At 36.3% G+C, this 17,817-nt stretch carries 15 protein-coding genes and 1 pseudogene; 12 read left to right on the top strand and 4 right to left on the bottom strand.

Features of this window, described 5'->3' with window-relative positions:
- Nucleotides 1–104: 104 nt before the first annotated feature.
- The 4 genes and pseudogenes from V7Z48_RS01265 (at nucleotide 105) to V7Z48_RS01250 (ending at nucleotide 3,104) form a co-directional block, all read left to right on the top strand.
- Nucleotides 105–551 (top strand): M16 family metallopeptidase, encoded by a 447-nt coding sequence (locus V7Z48_RS01265; protein WP_334111570.1) that lies wholly within the window; start codon nucleotides 105–107, stop codon nucleotides 549–551.
- Between the two features lie 56 nt (nucleotides 552–607).
- A pseudogene (locus tag V7Z48_RS01260) lies at nucleotides 608–1,039 on the top strand (M16 family metallopeptidase); the annotation flags it as partial.
- Between the two features lie 543 nt (nucleotides 1,040–1,582).
- Nucleotides 1,583–2,779: a M16 family metallopeptidase gene (locus V7Z48_RS01255; protein WP_334111615.1), complete on the top strand. Its 1,197-nt coding sequence runs from the start codon at nucleotides 1,583–1,585 to the stop codon at nucleotides 2,777–2,779.
- A 133-nt stretch (nucleotides 2,780–2,912) separates the two neighbouring features.
- Nucleotides 2,913–3,104 carry a cold-shock protein gene (locus V7Z48_RS01250; protein WP_334111569.1) on the top strand — a complete coding sequence of 64 codons (192 nt, stop codon included), beginning with the start codon at nucleotides 2,913–2,915 and terminating at the stop codon, nucleotides 3,102–3,104.
- Nucleotides 3,105–3,178: 74 nt separating this feature from the next.
- Here the strand turns inward: V7Z48_RS01250 and V7Z48_RS01245 are convergent, their stop codons facing one another.
- The gene (locus V7Z48_RS01245; RefSeq protein WP_334111568.1) at nucleotides 3,179–3,598 is read right to left on the bottom strand and encodes a nucleoside-diphosphate kinase; all 420 of its coding nucleotides are present in this window, start codon (nucleotides 3,596–3,598) and stop codon (nucleotides 3,179–3,181) included.
- Between the two features lie 53 nt (nucleotides 3,599–3,651).
- Nucleotides 3,652–4,674, bottom strand: coding sequence for an alkaline phosphatase D family protein (locus tag V7Z48_RS01240; RefSeq protein ID WP_334111567.1), 1,023 nt, complete (start codon nucleotides 4,672–4,674; stop codon nucleotides 3,652–3,654).
- A 95-nt stretch (nucleotides 4,675–4,769) separates the two neighbouring features.
- On the opposite strand from V7Z48_RS01240, the gene V7Z48_RS01235 reads away from it, so the two are divergent.
- From V7Z48_RS01235 to V7Z48_RS01225, 3 genes are read left to right on the top strand one after another with little or no spacing between them, the layout of a single operon-like run.
- Nucleotides 4,770–5,786, top strand: coding sequence for a DHH family phosphoesterase (locus V7Z48_RS01235; RefSeq protein WP_334111566.1), 1,017 nt, complete (start codon nucleotides 4,770–4,772; stop codon nucleotides 5,784–5,786).
- Nucleotides 5,783–6,328 (top strand): gliding motility-associated peptidyl-prolyl isomerase GldI, encoded by a 546-nt coding sequence (gldI, locus tag V7Z48_RS01230; RefSeq protein WP_334111565.1) that lies wholly within the window; start codon nucleotides 5,783–5,785, stop codon nucleotides 6,326–6,328. Before V7Z48_RS01235 ends, gldI begins: the two co-directional genes overlap by 4 nt.
- Complete coding sequence (locus tag V7Z48_RS01225; RefSeq protein ID WP_334111564.1) at nucleotides 6,321–7,496, top strand: peptidylprolyl isomerase; 1,176 nt, start codon at nucleotides 6,321–6,323, stop codon at nucleotides 7,494–7,496. The genes gldI and V7Z48_RS01225 overlap by 8 nt, the downstream gene beginning before the upstream one ends.
- 137 nt (nucleotides 7,497–7,633) lie before the next feature.
- Here the strand turns inward: V7Z48_RS01225 and V7Z48_RS01220 are convergent, their stop codons facing one another.
- On the bottom strand, nucleotides 7,634–9,088 hold the full coding sequence (locus tag V7Z48_RS01220) for an aminoacyl-histidine dipeptidase (RefSeq protein ID WP_334111563.1): 1,455 nt from the start codon (nucleotides 9,086–9,088) through the stop codon (nucleotides 7,634–7,636).
- Nucleotides 9,089–9,246: 158 nt separating this feature from the next.
- Here V7Z48_RS01220 and V7Z48_RS01215 point away from each other — a divergent pair, with 158 nt between their 5' ends.
- The 3 genes from V7Z48_RS01215 to V7Z48_RS01205 all read left to right on the top strand — a co-directional run bounded on the left by V7Z48_RS01215 (nucleotide 9,247) and on the right by V7Z48_RS01205 (nucleotide 14,690).
- The gene (locus V7Z48_RS01215; protein WP_334111562.1) at nucleotides 9,247–10,323 is read left to right on the top strand and encodes a DUF3810 domain-containing protein; all 1,077 of its coding nucleotides are present in this window, start codon (nucleotides 9,247–9,249) and stop codon (nucleotides 10,321–10,323) included.
- A 70-nt stretch (nucleotides 10,324–10,393) separates the two neighbouring features.
- Nucleotides 10,394–13,375 (top strand): amidohydrolase family protein, encoded by a 2,982-nt coding sequence (locus V7Z48_RS01210; protein WP_334111561.1) that lies wholly within the window; start codon nucleotides 10,394–10,396, stop codon nucleotides 13,373–13,375.
- Between the two features lie 16 nt (nucleotides 13,376–13,391).
- Nucleotides 13,392–14,690: an amidohydrolase family protein gene (locus V7Z48_RS01205; protein WP_334111560.1), complete on the top strand. Its 1,299-nt coding sequence runs from the start codon at nucleotides 13,392–13,394 to the stop codon at nucleotides 14,688–14,690.
- Between the two features lie 52 nt (nucleotides 14,691–14,742).
- Here V7Z48_RS01205 and V7Z48_RS01200 read toward each other — a convergent pair whose 3' ends face one another.
- Nucleotides 14,743–15,528, bottom strand: coding sequence for a DUF6503 family protein (locus V7Z48_RS01200; RefSeq protein WP_334111559.1), 786 nt, complete (start codon nucleotides 15,526–15,528; stop codon nucleotides 14,743–14,745).
- Between the two features lie 175 nt (nucleotides 15,529–15,703).
- Here V7Z48_RS01200 and V7Z48_RS01195 point away from each other — a divergent pair, with 175 nt between their 5' ends.
- Both V7Z48_RS01195 and V7Z48_RS01190 read left to right on the top strand, forming a co-directional pair.
- Nucleotides 15,704–16,501 carry a TrmH family RNA methyltransferase gene (locus V7Z48_RS01195; protein ID WP_334111558.1) on the top strand — a complete coding sequence of 266 codons (798 nt, stop codon included), beginning with the start codon at nucleotides 15,704–15,706 and terminating at the stop codon, nucleotides 16,499–16,501.
- A gap of 6 nt (nucleotides 16,502–16,507) precedes the next feature.
- The gene (locus tag V7Z48_RS01190) at nucleotides 16,508–17,740 is read left to right on the top strand and encodes a M48 family metallopeptidase (protein WP_334111557.1); all 1,233 of its coding nucleotides are present in this window, start codon (nucleotides 16,508–16,510) and stop codon (nucleotides 17,738–17,740) included.
- Nucleotides 17,741–17,817: the final 77 nt, after the last annotated feature.

Genomic DNA, 17,817 nt, shown 5'->3' with positions numbered 1-17,817 from the left:
TACTTTCAGCATGTAAAAGCGACACTCAACCAACACAGGAAACAGAGTTTAAGGTTGACTTTGAGAGCTTTACCTTAGATAATGGGCTGAAAGTTATTTTCCACGTGGACAAATCCGACCCTGTCGTTGCTGTAGCCCTTACCAGTCACGTCGGCTCAGCAAGAGAGTTGGAAGGCAGAACAGGCTTTGCGCATTTATTTGAGCATTTATTATTTCTAGAATCCGAAAATTTAGGAAAAGGTGGTTTGGATAAAATGAGCTCACGCATAGGTGGCTCCGGAGCGAATGGCTCGACAAGCCGTGACCGCACCAACTATTTTCAAACCGTACCAAATGATGCACTCGAAAAAATGATTTGGGCAGAAGCTGATAAGCTCGGTTTTTTCATCAACACAGTTACTGAAGAAGTGCTTGCGAAAGAAAAACAAGTAGTAAAAAACGAAAAAAGACAGGGTGTTGACAATGTGCCCTATGGTCATAATTTTTCCGTGATCAATAAAATTTGTATCCAAAAGGCCATCCTTACAGTTGGGAAGTTATTGGTTCTTTAGAGGATTTACAAAATGCAACTTTGCAAGATGTAAAGGATTTTTACAACCGCTGGTATGTGCCTAATAACGTTACACTAACTATTGCAGGCGATTTTGATGTAGATCAAGCCAAAACATGGGTAAAAAAATACTTTGATTAAATTCCAAAAGGTGAAGAAATAAAGCCCTTACCTAAACAAAATATCATACTAGACGAAACAAAAAAATTATACCACGAAGACAATTTTGCACGTTTGCCTCAATTGACAATGGCTTGGCCCGGCATTCACGAATATCATAAAGATTCATATGCCTTGGAAGTACTACTTGAATATTTGTCTAGTGGTAAAAAAGCTCCTTTGCAAAAGGTTTTAGTTGAAGATAAAAAACTTACAGATAGAGTATCCATGTTTAATTATGGTTCAGAACTAGCTGGACAAATCATGTTGAGTGTGACGGCATTTAACGACACTAATCTTAACGATGTAGCAAGCGCGATAGATGATGCATTTAAATTATTTGAAACAGAAGGCATTTCAGAAACCGATTTAAATCGTATCAAGGCCCAACAAGAAACCAATTTTTATTCTGGTTTGTCAAGTGTTTTAGGTAAAGGATTTCAATTGGCGCAGTACCAAATTTTTGCTGGTGATCCTGGTTACATCAATGAAGACATTAAACAAATTTTAGCCGTTACCACTGATGATGTTACCCGAGTTTACAATAAGTACATTAAGAATAAGCATTATGTAGCCTCTAGTTTTGTGCCTAAAGGTCAAGTGTCATTGGTTTTAGATGGATCAGTTGTAGCCGATGTTGTTGAAGAACCAATTATTGACGGCGCCGAAGAAGATTTTAACCTTGAAGTGGCAAGTGACTATCCTAAAACGCTGTCAAGCTTTGATAGATCGGCTGAGCCGCCATACGGAACAACACCAAGTTTAAGCATTCCGAAAGTTTGGAAAAGTGAATTATCATCCGGTTTAAAAGTTTTTGGAATTGAAAATAATGAAGTCCCGTTGGTGCAATTTGAAATACAAATTAAAGGTGGCATGTTGTTAGAAAGCCCTGATAAAATAGGTGTTTCAAATCTTCTGGCAAGTTTGCTTACCAAAGGTACACAGCAAAAAACTCCTGAAGAATTAGAATATGCCATTGAAATGTTAGGCGCTAATATTTCTACTTACGCCACAGACGACGCAGTGGTTATAAGCGGCACTACCCTTTCAAAATATTTTGACGAAACTATGCAGTTGGTATCGGAAATTCTTTTAGAGCCTAGATGGGATATGAAAGAGTTTGAACTGGTAAAACAAAGTACCTTGAGCAATATTGCGCGCCGCCAGGCCAATCCTAATAATGTGGCTTCGCGACTGTATTCCAAATTAATTTATGGCGCCAATCATATTTTCGCAAACGACAATATAGGTACGCAAGCGTCGGTTGATAGCATTACTCTTAAACATTTAAAAGATTATTATCAAAATAATCTTTCGCCACATCTCAGCAATGCGCATGTGGTTGGTGATATTAAAACCGAAGCAGTTATTTCGGCTTTAGAAAATATCAACAATAACTGGGCGGTAAAAAACATTAATTTACCAGAGATAGTAGCGCCTGATACCATAGACAATTCTAAACTATATTTCTATGATATCCCCAATGCCAAACAATCGGTACTTCGCATTGGAAATCCAGCCATTGCCGCTACACATCCCGACTATTACAAGGTTCAAGTAATGAATTACAAACTTGGCGGAGGTGGTTTTGCCTCGAAATTAACGCAGGCGCTTCGCGAAGATAAAGGCTATACTTACGGGATAAGATCAGGTTTTTCAGGTTCTAATTATGTAGGTCCGTTTACCATATCAAGCGGCGTTAGAAGTAATGTAACTTTTGAAGCCGTAGATTTGATTAAATCGATTTTAGAGGAATATGGTGCCACCTATTCGGAAGATGATTTGGAGGTTACCAAAAGTTTTATGATTAAAAGTAACGCGCGTGCATTTGAAACCTTAGGTGCTAAGTTAAACATGCTGAGAGATATTAGTAATTACAACTTGCCTGAAAACTATATTTCGTTGAATGAAGCGTCAGCTAAAAATATGACAATTTCGGAAATGCAGGCCTTAATCGAAACCTATATTAATTCTGACAAAATGATTTATTTGGTTGTTGGCGATGCTAAAACACAATTAGAAAAACTAAAAGAATTGGGTTTAGGCACGCCGGTAATACTTAAAGATTAAATGTTTATAAAGTATTTAATAGGGAAGAAAAGCGAACTTAACAAAATATTTATTTTCAAATATTTAGTAAATTATAGTGAAAATGAATTTTTTAGTCGTAAGTTTGCATCAATTAATAATTTAAATTTTTAACATGAGTAAAGGAACAGTAAAATTCTTCAACGATGCCAAAGGTTTTGGTTTCATCACAGAAGAAGGTTCAAATCGTGAGCATTTTGTTCACATTTCAGGATTAGTAGACGAAATTAGAGAAGGTGATGACGTTGAATTCGAACTAACAGAAGGTAAAAAAGGATTAAACGCTGTGAACGTTAAAGTTCTATAAGCAATATAATTAACTTTTTTTGAAACAAAAAACCACGCTTTATGCGTGGTTTTTTATTTATAATATATTTTACACTAGAACATTTCTCTACCAGAGAAATGAAAAGCGCCTTCAATGGCGGCGTTGTCGTCGCTATCACTTCCATGAACAGCATTTTCGCCAATAGAAGCAGCATATAATTTTCTGATAGTACCTTCAGCAGCATCGGCTGGATTGGTAGCACCGATTAACGTTCTAAAATCTTCAACAGCATTCTCTTTTTCTAAGATGGCGGCTACAATCGGGCCACGGGTCATATAAGTTACAAGTTCTCCAAAAAACGGACGTTCTTTATGAATTGCATAAAATGTCTCAGCATCATTTTGAGTCATTTGCGTTAATTTCAATGCCACTATTCTAAATCCTGTAGCTGTAATTTTTTCTAAAATTGCGCCGACGTGTCCTTTTTCAACCGCATCTGGCTTAAGCATGGTAAATGTTCTATTTGTTGCCATTTATTTATTTTTTATTTGGCTGCAAAAGTAGTGGTATTACATTGTAATTGCAATTAATATTTGGCTACATATGCGGCTAATGGTTTATTGCTTTCATCGTGCATTGACATGATTACCCGTTTGGCTTTAAAATTAAAACGCAATACGCCAAAACTTTTTTGGTTAATAACGTTTCCAATGCGGTATTGATTAGGTTCACCACTATAGCTCGAGTAAACATGCGTAAGTCCGCTACTCGTAAAATCAATAAGTGGATATTTTAATCCTTTGATTTCTTTTTTTGAAAATTCTGATATATGTCTGTCACCAGATAAAACCATGATTCCTTTGGCCTTGGAAGATTTTATTAAATAATATAGTTTATCTTGCTCATGAGGGAAGTTGGCCCAAGTTTCAAAACCGTGCTCACCAGAAAGCAACTGAATGCTGGTAACAATTACATTAAAATTTGCCTCTGAATTTTTTAGTTCATATTCTAACCACTTCCATTGTTCTTCGCCTAAAACGGTTCCTTCACCATAAGGATTGGGTTGATAACGTCTATTTTTAGTTTCAGACTTTGTTAAAGCAGTTCTAAAATATCTGGTATCCAGAACTATCACCTTAACACTACCATTTACTGTTTCAAACAATTCGGCGTGGTAGATACCTTCGCGCGCTCGTCTTGGGTCTTCTTTAGGTACATCAAAAAAATCTAAAAACAATCGCTGACTTTCCTTTCGCATTTCATAGTCTTCTCCACCGTCGTTTAAACCATAGTCGTGGTCATCCCACGTACCTAAAATTACAGCAGAATTTACAACATTTACATAATCTTTATGCTCTTTTAGGGTTTTATAATCCATTGCCATTTTCTCCATATCGTAGGTGTCTGAATATATATTATCGCCACCCCAAACCCAGACATTGGGATTATTTATTAAAACGGCTGGCCACAAATTATTCTCCAATTTCTGATTATTACAGGAACCAAATGCAATAACAAAATCGGATTGAGAATTATCGAAATTACTAGGTGATTTACATCCCAGCAACAAAAAAAGCAACAAAAAACTTAATTGGATAAAATGCTTCATAAGGTAAAGTATAGGTTGATTTACAGAAATCAATATTAGCTAAAATTTTGTGAAGCCGCTTTAATTAATTGTTATTAATTGTATCTTCGTCCCTTATGAAAGCAGTAGATATTTCGGGTATAAAATCACTTTTAAATCAACCCAAAAACATTGTAATAGTTCCCCATAAAAATCCTGACGGTGATGCGATTGGGTCTTGCTTGGGTTTGTATCATTTGTTATTGCAATTAAATCACCATGTTACTATTATAGCTCCAAACGATTATCCACATTTTTTAAAATGGATGCCTGCAAACGAAAAGATATTAATATACGAAACCGATAGTAAAAAATGTGAGGCAATTATTCAAAAAGCAGAACTTATTTTCACTTTAGATTTTAATGCTCTTTTTAGAACTGGTGAAATGGAGACACCATTAAAAGAAGCAAAAGCTATCAAAATCATGATAGACCACCATCAACAACCTGATGATTATGCCAAGTACGTTTATTCGGATGTGATGATGAGCTCAACTGCTGAAATGGTTTATCATTTTATTTCAAAATTGTCACTAAATAATCTCATCACTCCTCACATAGGAACTTGCTTATATGCAGGGATCATGACCGATACAGGATCGTTCAGATTTCCTAACACCAACAGCACTACACATAGGATTATTGCCGATTTAATTGATAAGGGCGCTAACAACTCGGCCATTCACCATAATATTTACGATACCAATAGTTACCAACGTACGCAGTTATTAGGGAGAGCTTTAAATAATTTACACGTACTTCCCGAATTAAAAACTGCTTATATTGTTTTAAGCCAAAACGACCTCAACGAATTTAATTTTAAAAAGGGTGATACCGAAGGTTTTGTTAACTATGGTTTAAGTATTGAAGGTATTGTTTTTGCTGCTATTTTTATCGAAAGTATGCAGGATGAAATTATCAAAATCTCATTTAGAAGTAAGGGTTCGTTTGATGTGAATGAATTTTCCCGCGCTCACTTTGGTGGTGGCGGTCATATAAACGCTGCGGGTGGCAAAAGTGAACTGTCTTTATCGCAAACAGTTGAAAAATTTATTAGTATATTGCCTCAACATAAATCTACCTTAACGAAATGAAAATTCTATATTTAACGCTTATTGTGTTATTTACAATTGTAAGTTGTAAGTCACCAGAAGCCAGAGAGCCTATTTCAAAAGCTTCAGGTTCGTTTATAAAAGAATCCGCAGAACGCAATATTAAACTGAACAAAGCGCAAGAAGATGCCTTTAAAGAAATCATGCTCGAACAAGAAAACACAGAATTCATTAGTTCAGAAAACGGATTTTGGTATTTTTACGTAACTAAAGTAGAAGGTGATAGTATCACAGCAGACTTTGGTGATATTTTAAATTTCAACTACAACATAAAAGATATTAAAGGCACTGTTATTTATACTGAAGAAGAACTTAAAACTCAAAATTACGCCATGGAACAGCAAGAATTGTTTACTGGGTTAAGAGAAGGTTTAAAACTTTTAAAAGCGGGTGAAACTGCTACGTTTTTCTTTCCGTCAAACATTGCCTACGGTTATTATGGTGACCAAAATAAGATTGGCACCAATGTACCGTTAATTTGTACAGTAACTTTAAACTCAATAATTCAAAATAAAAATGATTAAAAATAGCTTAAAACTTGTATTGTTGGTGTTGTTTGTAACACTATCCTCTTGTAAAGAAGAATACCCAGATCTAGAAGATGGACTTTATGCCGAATTTGTAACGAATAAAGGTGTGATGGTTGCCAAATTAACCGCTGATAAAACGCCAGTAACAGTTGCCAATTTTGTAGCCTTGGCCGAAGGTAACCACCCTATGGTAAAGGAAGAATTTAAAGGAAAACCCTTTTACAACGGTATAATTTTTCACCGCGTCCTCGATGGATTTATGATTCAGGGTGGTGATCCAACTGGCACTGGTTCTGGTGATCCAGGATATAAATTTGAAGATGAATTCAATCCAGATTTAAAGCACGACAAGCCAGGTATTTTATCTATGGCCAACTCTGGTCCTGCAACTAATGGTAGTCAGTTTTTTATAACCGAAGTGCCAACACCTAATTTAGATAATCGCCACACTGTTTTTGGTGAACTGGTGGTAGGTTTAAATATTCAAGATAGTATTTCAAATGTTAAAACCGCCGAGCGCGACAAACCAGCAGAAGACGTCGTAATTGAGCAATTAAACATCATTAGAAAAGGTTCAGAAGCTAAAAGTTTTAACGCTCCTAAAGTATTTGAAGAAGAATTGCCTAAAATTAAAGAAAAACAGGAAAAAGCTCGTGAGGAAGCCCGACAAAAAGCCGAAGCCGAACAAAAAGAACGCGAAGCTAAAAACATGGAGGCTGCTGTAGCCGTTAAAGAAACTTTAGATGGGTATATGTCTAAAGCAAAAACCCTTGATTCTGGTTTGAAATTATTCACTATCACCAGTGGAAAAGGTCCAAAACCGGCGGTTGGCAGCACGGTGAATATGAATTACGAAGGTTATTTTACCGATGGTAGATTGTTTGACACCAGCGTTCAAAGTGTAGCTGAACGACATGGCATGATGAACGAACAACGTGCCGCTGCAAATGCCTATCAGCCTATGGCCATGCCTATTAGTCCTGACGCTGGAATGATTGCCGGTTTTAAAGAAGCCGCGGCACAGATGAAGGTTGGTGACAAGGTTTTTGTGTTCATGCCATCACATTTGGCTTATGGCGAGCGCGGTGCTGGTGGCGGATTTATTCCACCGAATACCGACTTGATATTTATTATGGAATTGGTTGATATTGCTCAGCAATAACATAAGACTTAGACAATAGTTTTAATACCTTTTTGACAAACACCCTTTCAGGTTTTAAAAGCCCTGAAAGGGTTTATAAAAAAACACCTTCAGGTTTTAATGTTCTGAAGGTGTTTTTATTTTATAAATAGATGCCATTATTTATTCGGTATCTCCTTCAATATTTCAAGCACAAAGTCCCAGTATTTTTGCACCGATGAAATTTGAGTTCGCTCGTCTGGTGAATGCGCACCTTTAATATTTGGTCCGAAACTGATCATATCCATTTCTGGATAATTTTGTCCTAAAATGCCACATTCAAGACCTGCATGACAGGCGGCTACCTTTGGCTTTTGTTGGTGAAGTTTTTCGTAAATGGACACTAAAACCTTTAAAATAGCCGAATCCATATTGGGTGTCCAACCAGGATAATCGCCAGATAAACTAACTTCACAGCCAATCAATTCAAAAGTAGCTCGTAAACTGTTGGCTAGATCTATCTTAGAGCTATCAACCGAAGAGCGCGTTAGGCATGCCACTTTAATATGTCCATTTTCAACTAAAACACTCGCGATGTTATTAGAGGTTTCTACCAAATCGGGGATATCAGCGCTCATTCTATAAACACCATTACACGCGGCATAAATTGCTTTAATCAATCCTTCTTGCACTCCTAATTCCATGACTTGTTTAGGTAAATTTGTTTTGTTGATTGAAATTTGGAGTTGCGGTTCGTTTGTTTTTAATTCTGATTTAATATCGCTAATCAATAAATTAAACTCGTGTAAAAAGGCATCCTGATGAACAGCATCTATAACGACTATTGCATTGCTTTCTCTTGGTATAGCGTTTCGCAGTCCACCACCTTTTATTTCGGAAATTCTCAGTCCAAAATTTTCAAAAGCATCAAATAATAAACGGTTCATAATTTTATTGGCATTCCCAAAACCCTTGTGAATATCCATTCCAGAGTGACCACCTTGTAGTCCTTTTACACTGATAGTATAGCCAATTTGAGAATTGTCCGTAGCTTCTTGTTGATAAGTTCTTTCGGCAGTTACGTCAATGCCACCAGCGCAACCAACCCCTATTTCATCATCTTCTTCCGTATCAAGATTTAGCAAAATACTTCCGTTGAGCAATCCGCCTTTTAAACCTTTTGCACCGGTCATACCGGTTTCTTCATCTATAGTCAACAAAGCTTCAATTGCAGGATGTACAATACTATCACTATCTAGAATTGCCATGATAGTCGCAACTCCCAAACCATTATCGGCACCTAAGGTGGTTCCCTTCGCCTTTACCCAATCGCCTTCGATGCGCATTTCAATCCCTTGCTTATCAAAATCAAAATTGGTATCGTTATTTTTTTGGTGCACCATATCTAAATGCGATTGTATCACAACGGTTGCACGATCTTCCATACCTTTGGTAGCTGGTTTTTTTATGATGACATTTCCAACACTGTCAACTATGGTTTCCAATCCTAAATTTTCTCCGAAAGACTTCATAAATGCAATAACGCGTTCTTCTTTTTTTGAAGGTCTTGGCACCGCATTTAAATCGGCAAATTTGTTCCAAAGTGCTTTGGGTTCTAGTTCTCTTACAGTCATGTGCTATTTGTTTTATTTGGTTTTACAAAGGTAAGTATTTGCCAATAGGTGACTGAATTAATCCTAGACATTTTATAAAACCAAATTAATTTTGACAAAGCTGTTTCATGTCGATTTATTTATTTTTACCAAAACTAAAACCGAGCGCAAAATCTAAAATGTTCACAAAAAAACAACTTTTAGCATTGTCATTAATTCTACAAATTTTTTTGGTGAAATTGCTCAGGTTTTATCCAGAATTTGTAGAATCTATTTACAGTAATGGTATTTTTAAAATCAGTTCAAAGTTATTGCATTGGGTTTTTGGTTGGATACCGTTTTCGGCTGGTGATGTGATGTACACCATATTGGGAATATTTGCGGTAAAGTGGTTATATCATAACAGACAGAAATTAATTATGAATCCCTTTGGTTGGCTTACTGATGTGGTCGCAACTTTAGCGGTTATTTATGCTGCATTTCATTTGTTGTGGGCATTTAATTATCATCGGCTTCCATTACACGAAAATCTCAGCCTTAATACAGATTATAGTACAGAGGAATTAATTGAAGTTACCAATTACCTCATCCAACAAACCAACTGTTACCAAGAACAACTTGCGCTTAACGACACACTTGCTGTTGATTTCACCATGTCAAAATCAACTTTATTGTCGATGGTTCCAGATGGGTTTGCGGCAATTAGAAAAACTTATCCACATTTAAAATATGAAGTTCCCAGTTTAAAAACTTCGTTATACAGTGTGCCACTCACTTATATGGGTTTTTCAGGCTATTTAAATCCGTTTACCAACGAAGCACAAGTAGATTATTTGTTGCCAAAGTTTAGATTTCCAACAACGGCAAGTCATGAGGTAGCGCATCAATTAGGCTATGCTGCCGAAAACGAGGCCAATTTTATCAGTTATCTAGCCACCACAAATCATCCTGATACTTATTTTAAATATTCGGGTTATGCATTTGCGCTTGGTCATTGTCTTAACGATTTGTTTTTAAGAAATCCCGATGCCTACGAAACTATCATTTCCAACTTAAATCGTGGCGTTCGAAAAAACTATCAAGAAGTACGCGATTTCTGGGATTCTTACAAAAATCCAACCGAAGCCTTATTTAAAAGTAGTTACAACCAATTTTTAAAGGCGAATAGCCAATCTAAAGGCATTGAATCCTACAGTTATGTGGTGGCCCTTATTGTGAACTACAATCAGACTTACATTTTAAAAACGTTAAAATAGCGTCAACAAATCCATGCTTTTGGTGGTTATTTCTATCTTTAAGCTTCTAACATTTAAACTAATTCAACACATGATGAAACAATTTTCATTTATCTTGTTGTTATGTTGCCATTTAACATTTTTCGGACAGGAATATTTCCCGAAGAATGACGGTGTAAGTAACAGCAATAACAATTACACAGCATTCACCAATGCCACCATTTACTTAAATGCCACTCAAAAAATTGAAAAAGGCACTTTACTAATTCGAGATGGCAGAGTCTTACAAGTTGGCGCTTCGGTTAATCTACCAGCCAACACTCAAGTAATAGACCTCGAAGGTCATTTTATTTATCCAGCATTTATAGACGCCTACAGCGATTTTGGAATCTCAAAACCGCAGCGTACCGCAGGCTTTGGACGTTCGCCTCAATATGATGCAACACGATCAGGTTATTATTGGAACGATCATATAATGACCGAGGTAAATGCAGTGGACCATTTCAAATTCGATTCAAAAAAAGCAAAAGAATTAATTGAAGCAGGATTTGCTGCGGTAGGCACGCATCACCACGATGGGATTGCCCGTGGATCGGGAATGGTAGTTACCTTAACTGAAGCGGGCACTGATAGCGAACGAATTTTGCAAAAAAAAGCCACTCAACATTTTTCTTTTTCAAGAAGTGTGGTAAAAAGCCAAGCTTACCCAAGTTCAACCATGGGAACACTGGCATTGCTGCGTCAAATGTATAATGATGCAAAGTGGTACGAACAAGGCAACGCCAAAACCAAGGATTTAGCTCTAGAAGCACTGAATGCAAATAAAGGTTTACCAACAATTTTTGAATCTAAAGATAAATTGAACAACCTGCGAGCCGATAAAATTGGAGACTTATTCAAAATTCAATATATTATAGTGGGTAGCGGCTTTGAATATGAAAACATCAAAGATGTAAAAGCTACCAACGCTACCTTTATCATTCCGCTAAATTTTCCTGACGCTTATGATGTGTCAAACCCATATCAAGCCGACTATGTTTCGCTATCTGATATGCGTCGTTGGAATCAAGCACCAAGCAACCCAAAAGTTTTGGCAGATAATGGTGTAAAGTTTGCGTTTACCGCACACGATTTAAAATCACCAAAAGAAATCATTGCTAAAATTCAAAAAGCCATTCTATATGGCTTAACCGAGCAACAAGCCTTAGAGGCCTTAACTTCGGTGCCTTCACAAATATTAAAAAATGACAAAATTGGTAATTTAAATGTGAATTCGCACGCTAATTTTCTCATCACCTCAGGATCTATTTTTGATAACAAAACCAGTATTTATGAAAACTGGGTTCAAGGCAATAAGCATGTTGTGAACGACAGAAATCAGAAAGATATACGAGGTACTTACAATTTATTAGTCGGTGGCACCAATTATAAAATGGATGTTTCAGGCGAAGTGGGCAAACCGAAAGTGGAAATTTCTCAAGACACTTTAAAATACAAATCGAATCTAGCCTACTCAAATAATTGGATAGAACTTGGATTTACAAAAGATGATGCTACGTACAGAATGACAGGCATTGTCACCAACGATTCTGAAAATATCAAAGGAAAACTTATCCTTCCAAATGGTACTGAAAGTAATTTTAGCGCAACTAAAACTGATAGTTTTGAAGCTAAAGACACTAAAAAAGAAGACAAGGATATTCCTGAAGTTATGCCACTCACCTATCCAAATTTACCATACGGAAATGCTTCACTGCCCAAACCAAAAGATATGCTATTTAAAAATGCAACTGTTTGGACTGGAGAAGCCAATGGTATTTTAGAAAACACCGATGTTTTGGTTAAAAACGGTAAAATATCTAAAATAGGCAAAAACCTTTCAGACGCAGGTGCAACTGTTGTCGATGCCACAGGACAGCATCTTACAGCTGGCATTATTGATGAGCACTCACATTTGGCTTTATCGTCTGTTAACGAAGGTGGTCATAATTCATCGGCTGAAGTAAAAATGGAAGATGTTGTAGACCCTGACGATATTGGTGTATATCGCGCACTTGCTGGTGGCGTTACCTCAGCGCAATTATTGCATGGTTCCGCTAATCCGATTGGTGGTCGTTCGGCAATTGTAAAATTTAAATGGGGCGAATCAGCGGATAATATGATTTATAAAAATTCACCAAAATTCATAAAGTTTGCCCTCGGTGAAAACGTAAAACAATCTAATTGGGGCAATACTGAAACCGTTCGGTTTCCTCAAACCAGAATGGGCGTTGAACAAGTTTATATAGATTATTTCCAACGCGCCAAAGAATACGAAGCACAAAAGAAAAGTGGTAAACCATTCCGTTTTGATGAAGAAATGGAAACTTTGGTTGAAATTTTAAATGGTGAAAGATATATTAGTTGCCATTCGTATGTACAAAGCGAAATAAACATGTTGATGAAAGTGGCTGAGTCTTTTAATTTCAAAGTCAATACATTCACGCATATTCTTGAAGGCTACAAGGTTGCTGATATTATGAAAGAACACGGCGTTGTTGGCGCTGGCACCTTCAGTGATTGGTGGGCTTATAAATATGAAGTAAATGATGCCATCCCTTACAATGCGGCCATTATGAATAATGTAGGCTTAACCGTTGCAATTAATAGCGACGATGGCGAAATGATTAGACGACTAAATCAAGAAGCCGCAAAAACAATTAAATATGGCAATGTTAGCGAAGAAGAGGCCTGGAAAATGGTCACTATCAATCCAGCAAAAATGCTTCATATTGACGATCGTGTAGGTAGTATTAAAGAAGGAAAGGATGCAGATTTGGTCCTTTGGAATGACAATCCATTGTCCTTGTATGCCAAGCCTCTTAAAACAATGATTGAAGGAGCAGTTTATTTTGATTTAGAGGAAGATTTGAAAAAACGTTCTGCAATTAAAGAAGAACGAAATACAATAATCAAGCAAATGCTAGACGCTAAAAATGGTGGCGGAAAAACCCAAGCACCCAATAAACGAGCCGAGAGAGATTTCCACTGTGATACAGATCATTTATTGGAAGGTTTTCATTTACACGACTAATTAAAACACATAAACAATGACATCAATAATTCATAAAATAATTATAACAGCGCTACTCATTGTTAGCTCGAGTCTTTTTGCTCAGCAAACACCAGCAGCCAAACAAGCTGACGCCATTTCCATAACAGGTGTAACCGCACATATCGGAAACGGTTCCGTAATTGAAAACGCCACCATCATTTTCGAAAATGGAATCATTACAGAAATTGGAACCAACATCTCAACTAAAGGAACCGTTATTAATGCGAATGGCAAACACGTTTATCCTGGCTTTATAGTGGTAAACAGCACACTTGGTTTAGGTGAAGTTGACGCAGTTCGTGCCAGTATGGACGTAAACGAATTGGGAAATATTTCACCAAACATCAGAAGTTTAATTGCCTACAATGCCGAAAGTCGGGTGGTTGAAAGTATGCGTCCAAACGGCGTTTTATTAGGGCAAATTGTGCCACGTGGTGGCAGATTGAGTGGCACTTCGTCGGTAGTTCAGTTTGATGCTTGGAACTGGGAAGATGCCGAAGTTAAAGTAGACGATGCCCTTCATATGAATTGGCCAAACGGGTTTACTCGCGGTCGTTGGTGGTTAGACGAGCCAAGCGGATTTCAACCTAACAAATCCTACGCTGAAGACATAGAGAAATTCAAGGAATTTTTTGTACAAGCACAAATCTTTGCCAAAGCAACACCAACTGAAAATAACCTAGCTTTTGAAGCGGTACAGGGTCTTTTTGACGGTTCTAAAAAATTATTTGTAAGTGCCGATAGCGAGAAAGAAATCATTGACGCCATTACTTTCATAAAAGAAATCGGGATTAAGAATGTCGTTTTAGTTGGTGGTTATCATGCTTACAAAATAATCGATTTTTTAAAATCAAATAATATTCCCGTTGTAGTTGGAAGAACGCAAAGCACACCCAATTTTGAAGATGACGACTACGATTTACCGTATAAATTACCAAAACTATTGCACGATGCTGGTCTATTGGTGACCATCGATCCAGGTGGCCGTATGGAACGTATGAACACAAGAAACTTGCCTTTTTACGCAGGTCAGGTAGTTGGTCAAGGCATGGAAAAAGAAGATGCTCTTAAAATGATAACCAGTAACGCCGCAAAAATTTTAGGAATTGATGACAAGTTTGGCACCCTAGAAGTTGGCAAAAGCGCCACACTTTTTATAGCAAATGGTGATGCCTTAGATATGCGTGGAAATATAATTTCACATGCTTTTATTGATGGTAGAGCTATTTCATTGGAGAGTCATCATACCACATTATATAAACGCTATTCCGATAAATTCAATTCGGAAAATTAGTTTAAAGGTGAATTAATTAGAAAGTCTGCTTTCAAATAGGAAGCAGACTTTTTTATTGTACGAATACACTGCCTTTAACAGGATGAAATAAACTTGGATTTGCGGTTTCGGAAGTAATACTAACATCAAAAAACTCCACTTTATTTTTAGGTTTTTGAGGTTTGTTATTTTTAGTTTCGTACCAAACTAGAGTCTTCGGCAATTTTAAACCGTTCGTGGTTTGCCAGTTTTCATATTTTATGAAGTGCCATTCTGTGCTTCTTTTCCTATCGAAATAGGTTACGGTATAACCCAACCATGCCATTTCAAATGTTTTCTTATTGTAGTAAATTATGTACTCGTCTTGTGGCGATGTTCCAACACTTCGGCTAAAACCAATATGTAGTGTGCCATAGGTTTCAAATTCTAAAGTAGTGTCTTTTCTTTCAGTATAAAAAACACCCGGATCTGAAATCACAAATGGCATCGCATAAAAATAAAACATCAAATTATAATAAAAACTTGCGTTGCCATTAAAATTGTCATTATCATCCTTAATCCAAGTATTTTCACCATCAAATCCAAGCGAATATTCCGAGCTTTCTACAATTGCTTTGCGCGATTTTAAGTCTGTTGTATGTGTTTCTGTGATATCAGATTTATCTATGGAAAATTTTACTGTATTCATAGAATTCCAAGTATTTAATCCACCATGTGAGTTAAAAATATTTTGAAGCACAGTTGGATATCTACTTGTTGACTCGGTTGAATTAGTTGCTGTAGTTTGGTTTTCTTTTGATTTTTCTTCACATGAAACAAAGCCAAGAAATAATAACAACATCACTAAATTTTTAATCATAATTGAAGAATCTGGGATTTTTTTATAAAGGTATTTATTAAGTTGGTGATTTCCTATTAACATTCAAAAGTTGTGAACAGGATAAAAATCGAAAACAATAAAATATCGCATGAATCAAATATCTTTGTACCTCATATAACGCAATTTTTTTAACAGCTATCAGTTTTAAACAAATATGATTAAAAAAATAACCAGTTCGCAAAACCCTTTTGTTAAATCCCTTATTCAATTAAAAGACAAGTCGAGAACACGCAAAAATACCGGTATGTTTTTAATTGAAGGAAAGCGTGAGTTATCACTGGCTATTCGCGGAGGTTATAAGATAAAGACATTACTGTTCAATCCTGATTTATTTTCAGAAGCTGAAGCTTTGTCTTTTCAACATTACCAAATAAATATCATTGAAATTACGAGTGAAGTATTTCAAAAAATTGCACATCGCGGAACTACTGAAGGCGTTTTGGCAATTGCCGAAATTAAACCACATACTTTAGATACAATTGAATTTAAAACAGATTCCCCGTTAATTTTGGTGGCCGAAGCACCTGAAAAACCAGGAAACATTGGCGCCTTACTGCGCACTGCCGATGCTGCTGCCGTTGATGCCGTTATTATAACCAATCCGAAAACCGATTTATACAATCCAAATATTGTAAGAAGCAGCGTTGGATGCCTTTTCACCAATCAGATTGCCACTGGCACGACACAAGAGGTTATAAGTTTTTTACAAAAACATCAAGTTTCAATTTTTTGTGCCGCTTTACAAACTTCGGAGTTGTATACCGATCAGGATTTTACCCAATCTTGCGCCATTATAGTTGGCACTGAAGATGAAGGTTTAAGTGATGATTGGCTACAGCATTCAACAAAAAATATTGTGATCCCCATGCAAGGTGAAATTGATTCCATGAACGTTTCCGTTGCTGCGGGAATTTTAATTTTTGAAGCCAAACGCCAACGTAATTTTAAATAATTTGTTATGACAGCAAATACGCTTTTCTATGTAATTATTGCCATTATTAGCATCAACTTTATCATTGATAAAATTTTAGATGCGCTAAATGCCAAACATTATAAAGATGAAATCCCACATGAACTAAAAGATGTTTACGAGCTAGATGCCTACGAAAAATCGATGGAATACAAATTGGTAAATTACAAATTTGGTGTTTGGAGCTCCTTATTTTCTTTTGTTTTAACCATAGCTTTTTTAGTTCTCGACGGATTTGAATATGTTGATAAAGTTGCCCGAAGTTACAGCGATAATGCTATTGTGGTTGCACTAATTTTCTTTGGGATTATTATGATAGCGAGTGATATTATTTCAACACCATTCAGCTATTACAGAACCTTTGTAATTGAAGAACGCTTTGGATTTAACAAAACCACCAAACGCACTTTTATTACCGATAAGTTAAAAAGTTTGCTAATGATGGTGGTTATAGGTGGCGGCATTCTAGCGTTAATCGTTTGGTTTTATCAAAGCACGCAAGAACATTTTTGGCTCTACACCTGGGCTGTTATTATAGCCTTTACCATTGTAATGAATATGTTTTACGCCAAACTAATTGTGCCGCTTTTCAACAAACAAACACCACTAGAAAATGGTAGTTTACGAGATAATATTTCGGATTACGCGGCTTCAGTTGGATTTAGTTTAAAAAATATTTTTGTTATTGATGGCTCAAAACGCAGTACCAAAGCCAATGCTTATTTCTCAGGTTTCGGCAGAGAAAAGCGAATTACCTTATACGATACCTTAGTTAATGATTTAAATGAAGAAGAAATTGTAGCCGTTTTAGCACATGAAGTTGGTCATTACAAACGAAAACACATCATTTTCAACCTTTTTACTTCAATTATTTTAACAGGACTAACCTTATATATTTTATCAATTTTTGTTTCAAATCCAATACTGTCAAATGCCATTGGTGTAAGTATTCCCAGTTTTCATGCTGGTTTAATCGCCTTTGGGTTATTGTACAGTCCAATATCTGAAATAACTGGATTAATAATGAATTACATATCTCGAGTATTTGAATACCAAGCCGATAACTATGCCAAGTCAACTTACAAAGCCGAACCGCTTATTTCGGGCTTAAAAAAACTATCAAAAAACAGTTTAAGCAATCTTACGCCACATCCGGCCTATGTTTTTATGCACTATTCCCATCCTACACTTTTAGAACGCGTTCAAAACCTCAAAAATTAAATAAAATAAGCACGTTGGCACATTTCAAAAACTTTAAAACTGTTGTGCATTAATTTTGTTTGCCGTACCTTAGATTT

It is taken from the genome of Paucihalobacter sp. (assembly GCF_036825875.1).
GTDB lineage: Bacteria > Bacteroidota > Bacteroidia > Flavobacteriales > Flavobacteriaceae > Paucihalobacter.
This window is presented reverse-complemented; position numbering and strand designations above follow the sequence as displayed.

Excerpts from the sequence above, each read along its gene's own strand:
- V7Z48_RS01195 (WP_334111558.1), top strand. The coding sequence starts at position 15,704 with ATGATTAAAAAAATAACCAGTTCGCAAAACCCTTTTGTTAAATCCCTT.
- V7Z48_RS01220 (WP_334111563.1), bottom strand. The coding sequence starts at position 9,088 with ATGACTGTAAGAGAACTAGAACCCAAAGCACTTTGGAACAAATTTGCC.
- V7Z48_RS01240 (WP_334111567.1), bottom strand. The coding sequence starts at position 4,674 with ATGAAGCATTTTATCCAATTAAGTTTTTTGTTGCTTTTTTTGTTGCTG.
- V7Z48_RS01200 (WP_334111559.1), bottom strand. The coding sequence starts at position 15,528 with ATGATTAAAAATTTAGTGATGTTGTTATTATTTCTTGGCTTTGTTTCA.
- V7Z48_RS01245 (WP_334111568.1), bottom strand. The coding sequence starts at position 3,598 with ATGGCAACAAATAGAACATTTACCATGCTTAAGCCAGATGCGGTTGAA.
- V7Z48_RS01225 (WP_334111564.1), top strand. The coding sequence starts at position 6,321 with ATGATTAAAAATAGCTTAAAACTTGTATTGTTGGTGTTGTTTGTAACA.
- gldI (WP_334111565.1), top strand. The coding sequence starts at position 5,783 with ATGAAAATTCTATATTTAACGCTTATTGTGTTATTTACAATTGTAAGT.
- V7Z48_RS01255 (WP_334111615.1), top strand. The coding sequence starts at position 1,583 with ATGTTGTTAGAAAGCCCTGATAAAATAGGTGTTTCAAATCTTCTGGCA.
- V7Z48_RS01210 (WP_334111561.1), top strand. The coding sequence starts at position 10,394 with ATGATGAAACAATTTTCATTTATCTTGTTGTTATGTTGCCATTTAACA.
- V7Z48_RS01190 (WP_334111557.1), top strand. The coding sequence starts at position 16,508 with ATGACAGCAAATACGCTTTTCTATGTAATTATTGCCATTATTAGCATC.
- V7Z48_RS01235 (WP_334111566.1), top strand. The coding sequence starts at position 4,770 with ATGAAAGCAGTAGATATTTCGGGTATAAAATCACTTTTAAATCAACCC.
- V7Z48_RS01205 (WP_334111560.1), top strand. The coding sequence starts at position 13,392 with ATGACATCAATAATTCATAAAATAATTATAACAGCGCTACTCATTGTT.
- V7Z48_RS01215 (WP_334111562.1), top strand. The coding sequence starts at position 9,247 with ATGTTCACAAAAAAACAACTTTTAGCATTGTCATTAATTCTACAAATT.
- V7Z48_RS01250 (WP_334111569.1), top strand. The coding sequence starts at position 2,913 with ATGAGTAAAGGAACAGTAAAATTCTTCAACGATGCCAAAGGTTTTGGT.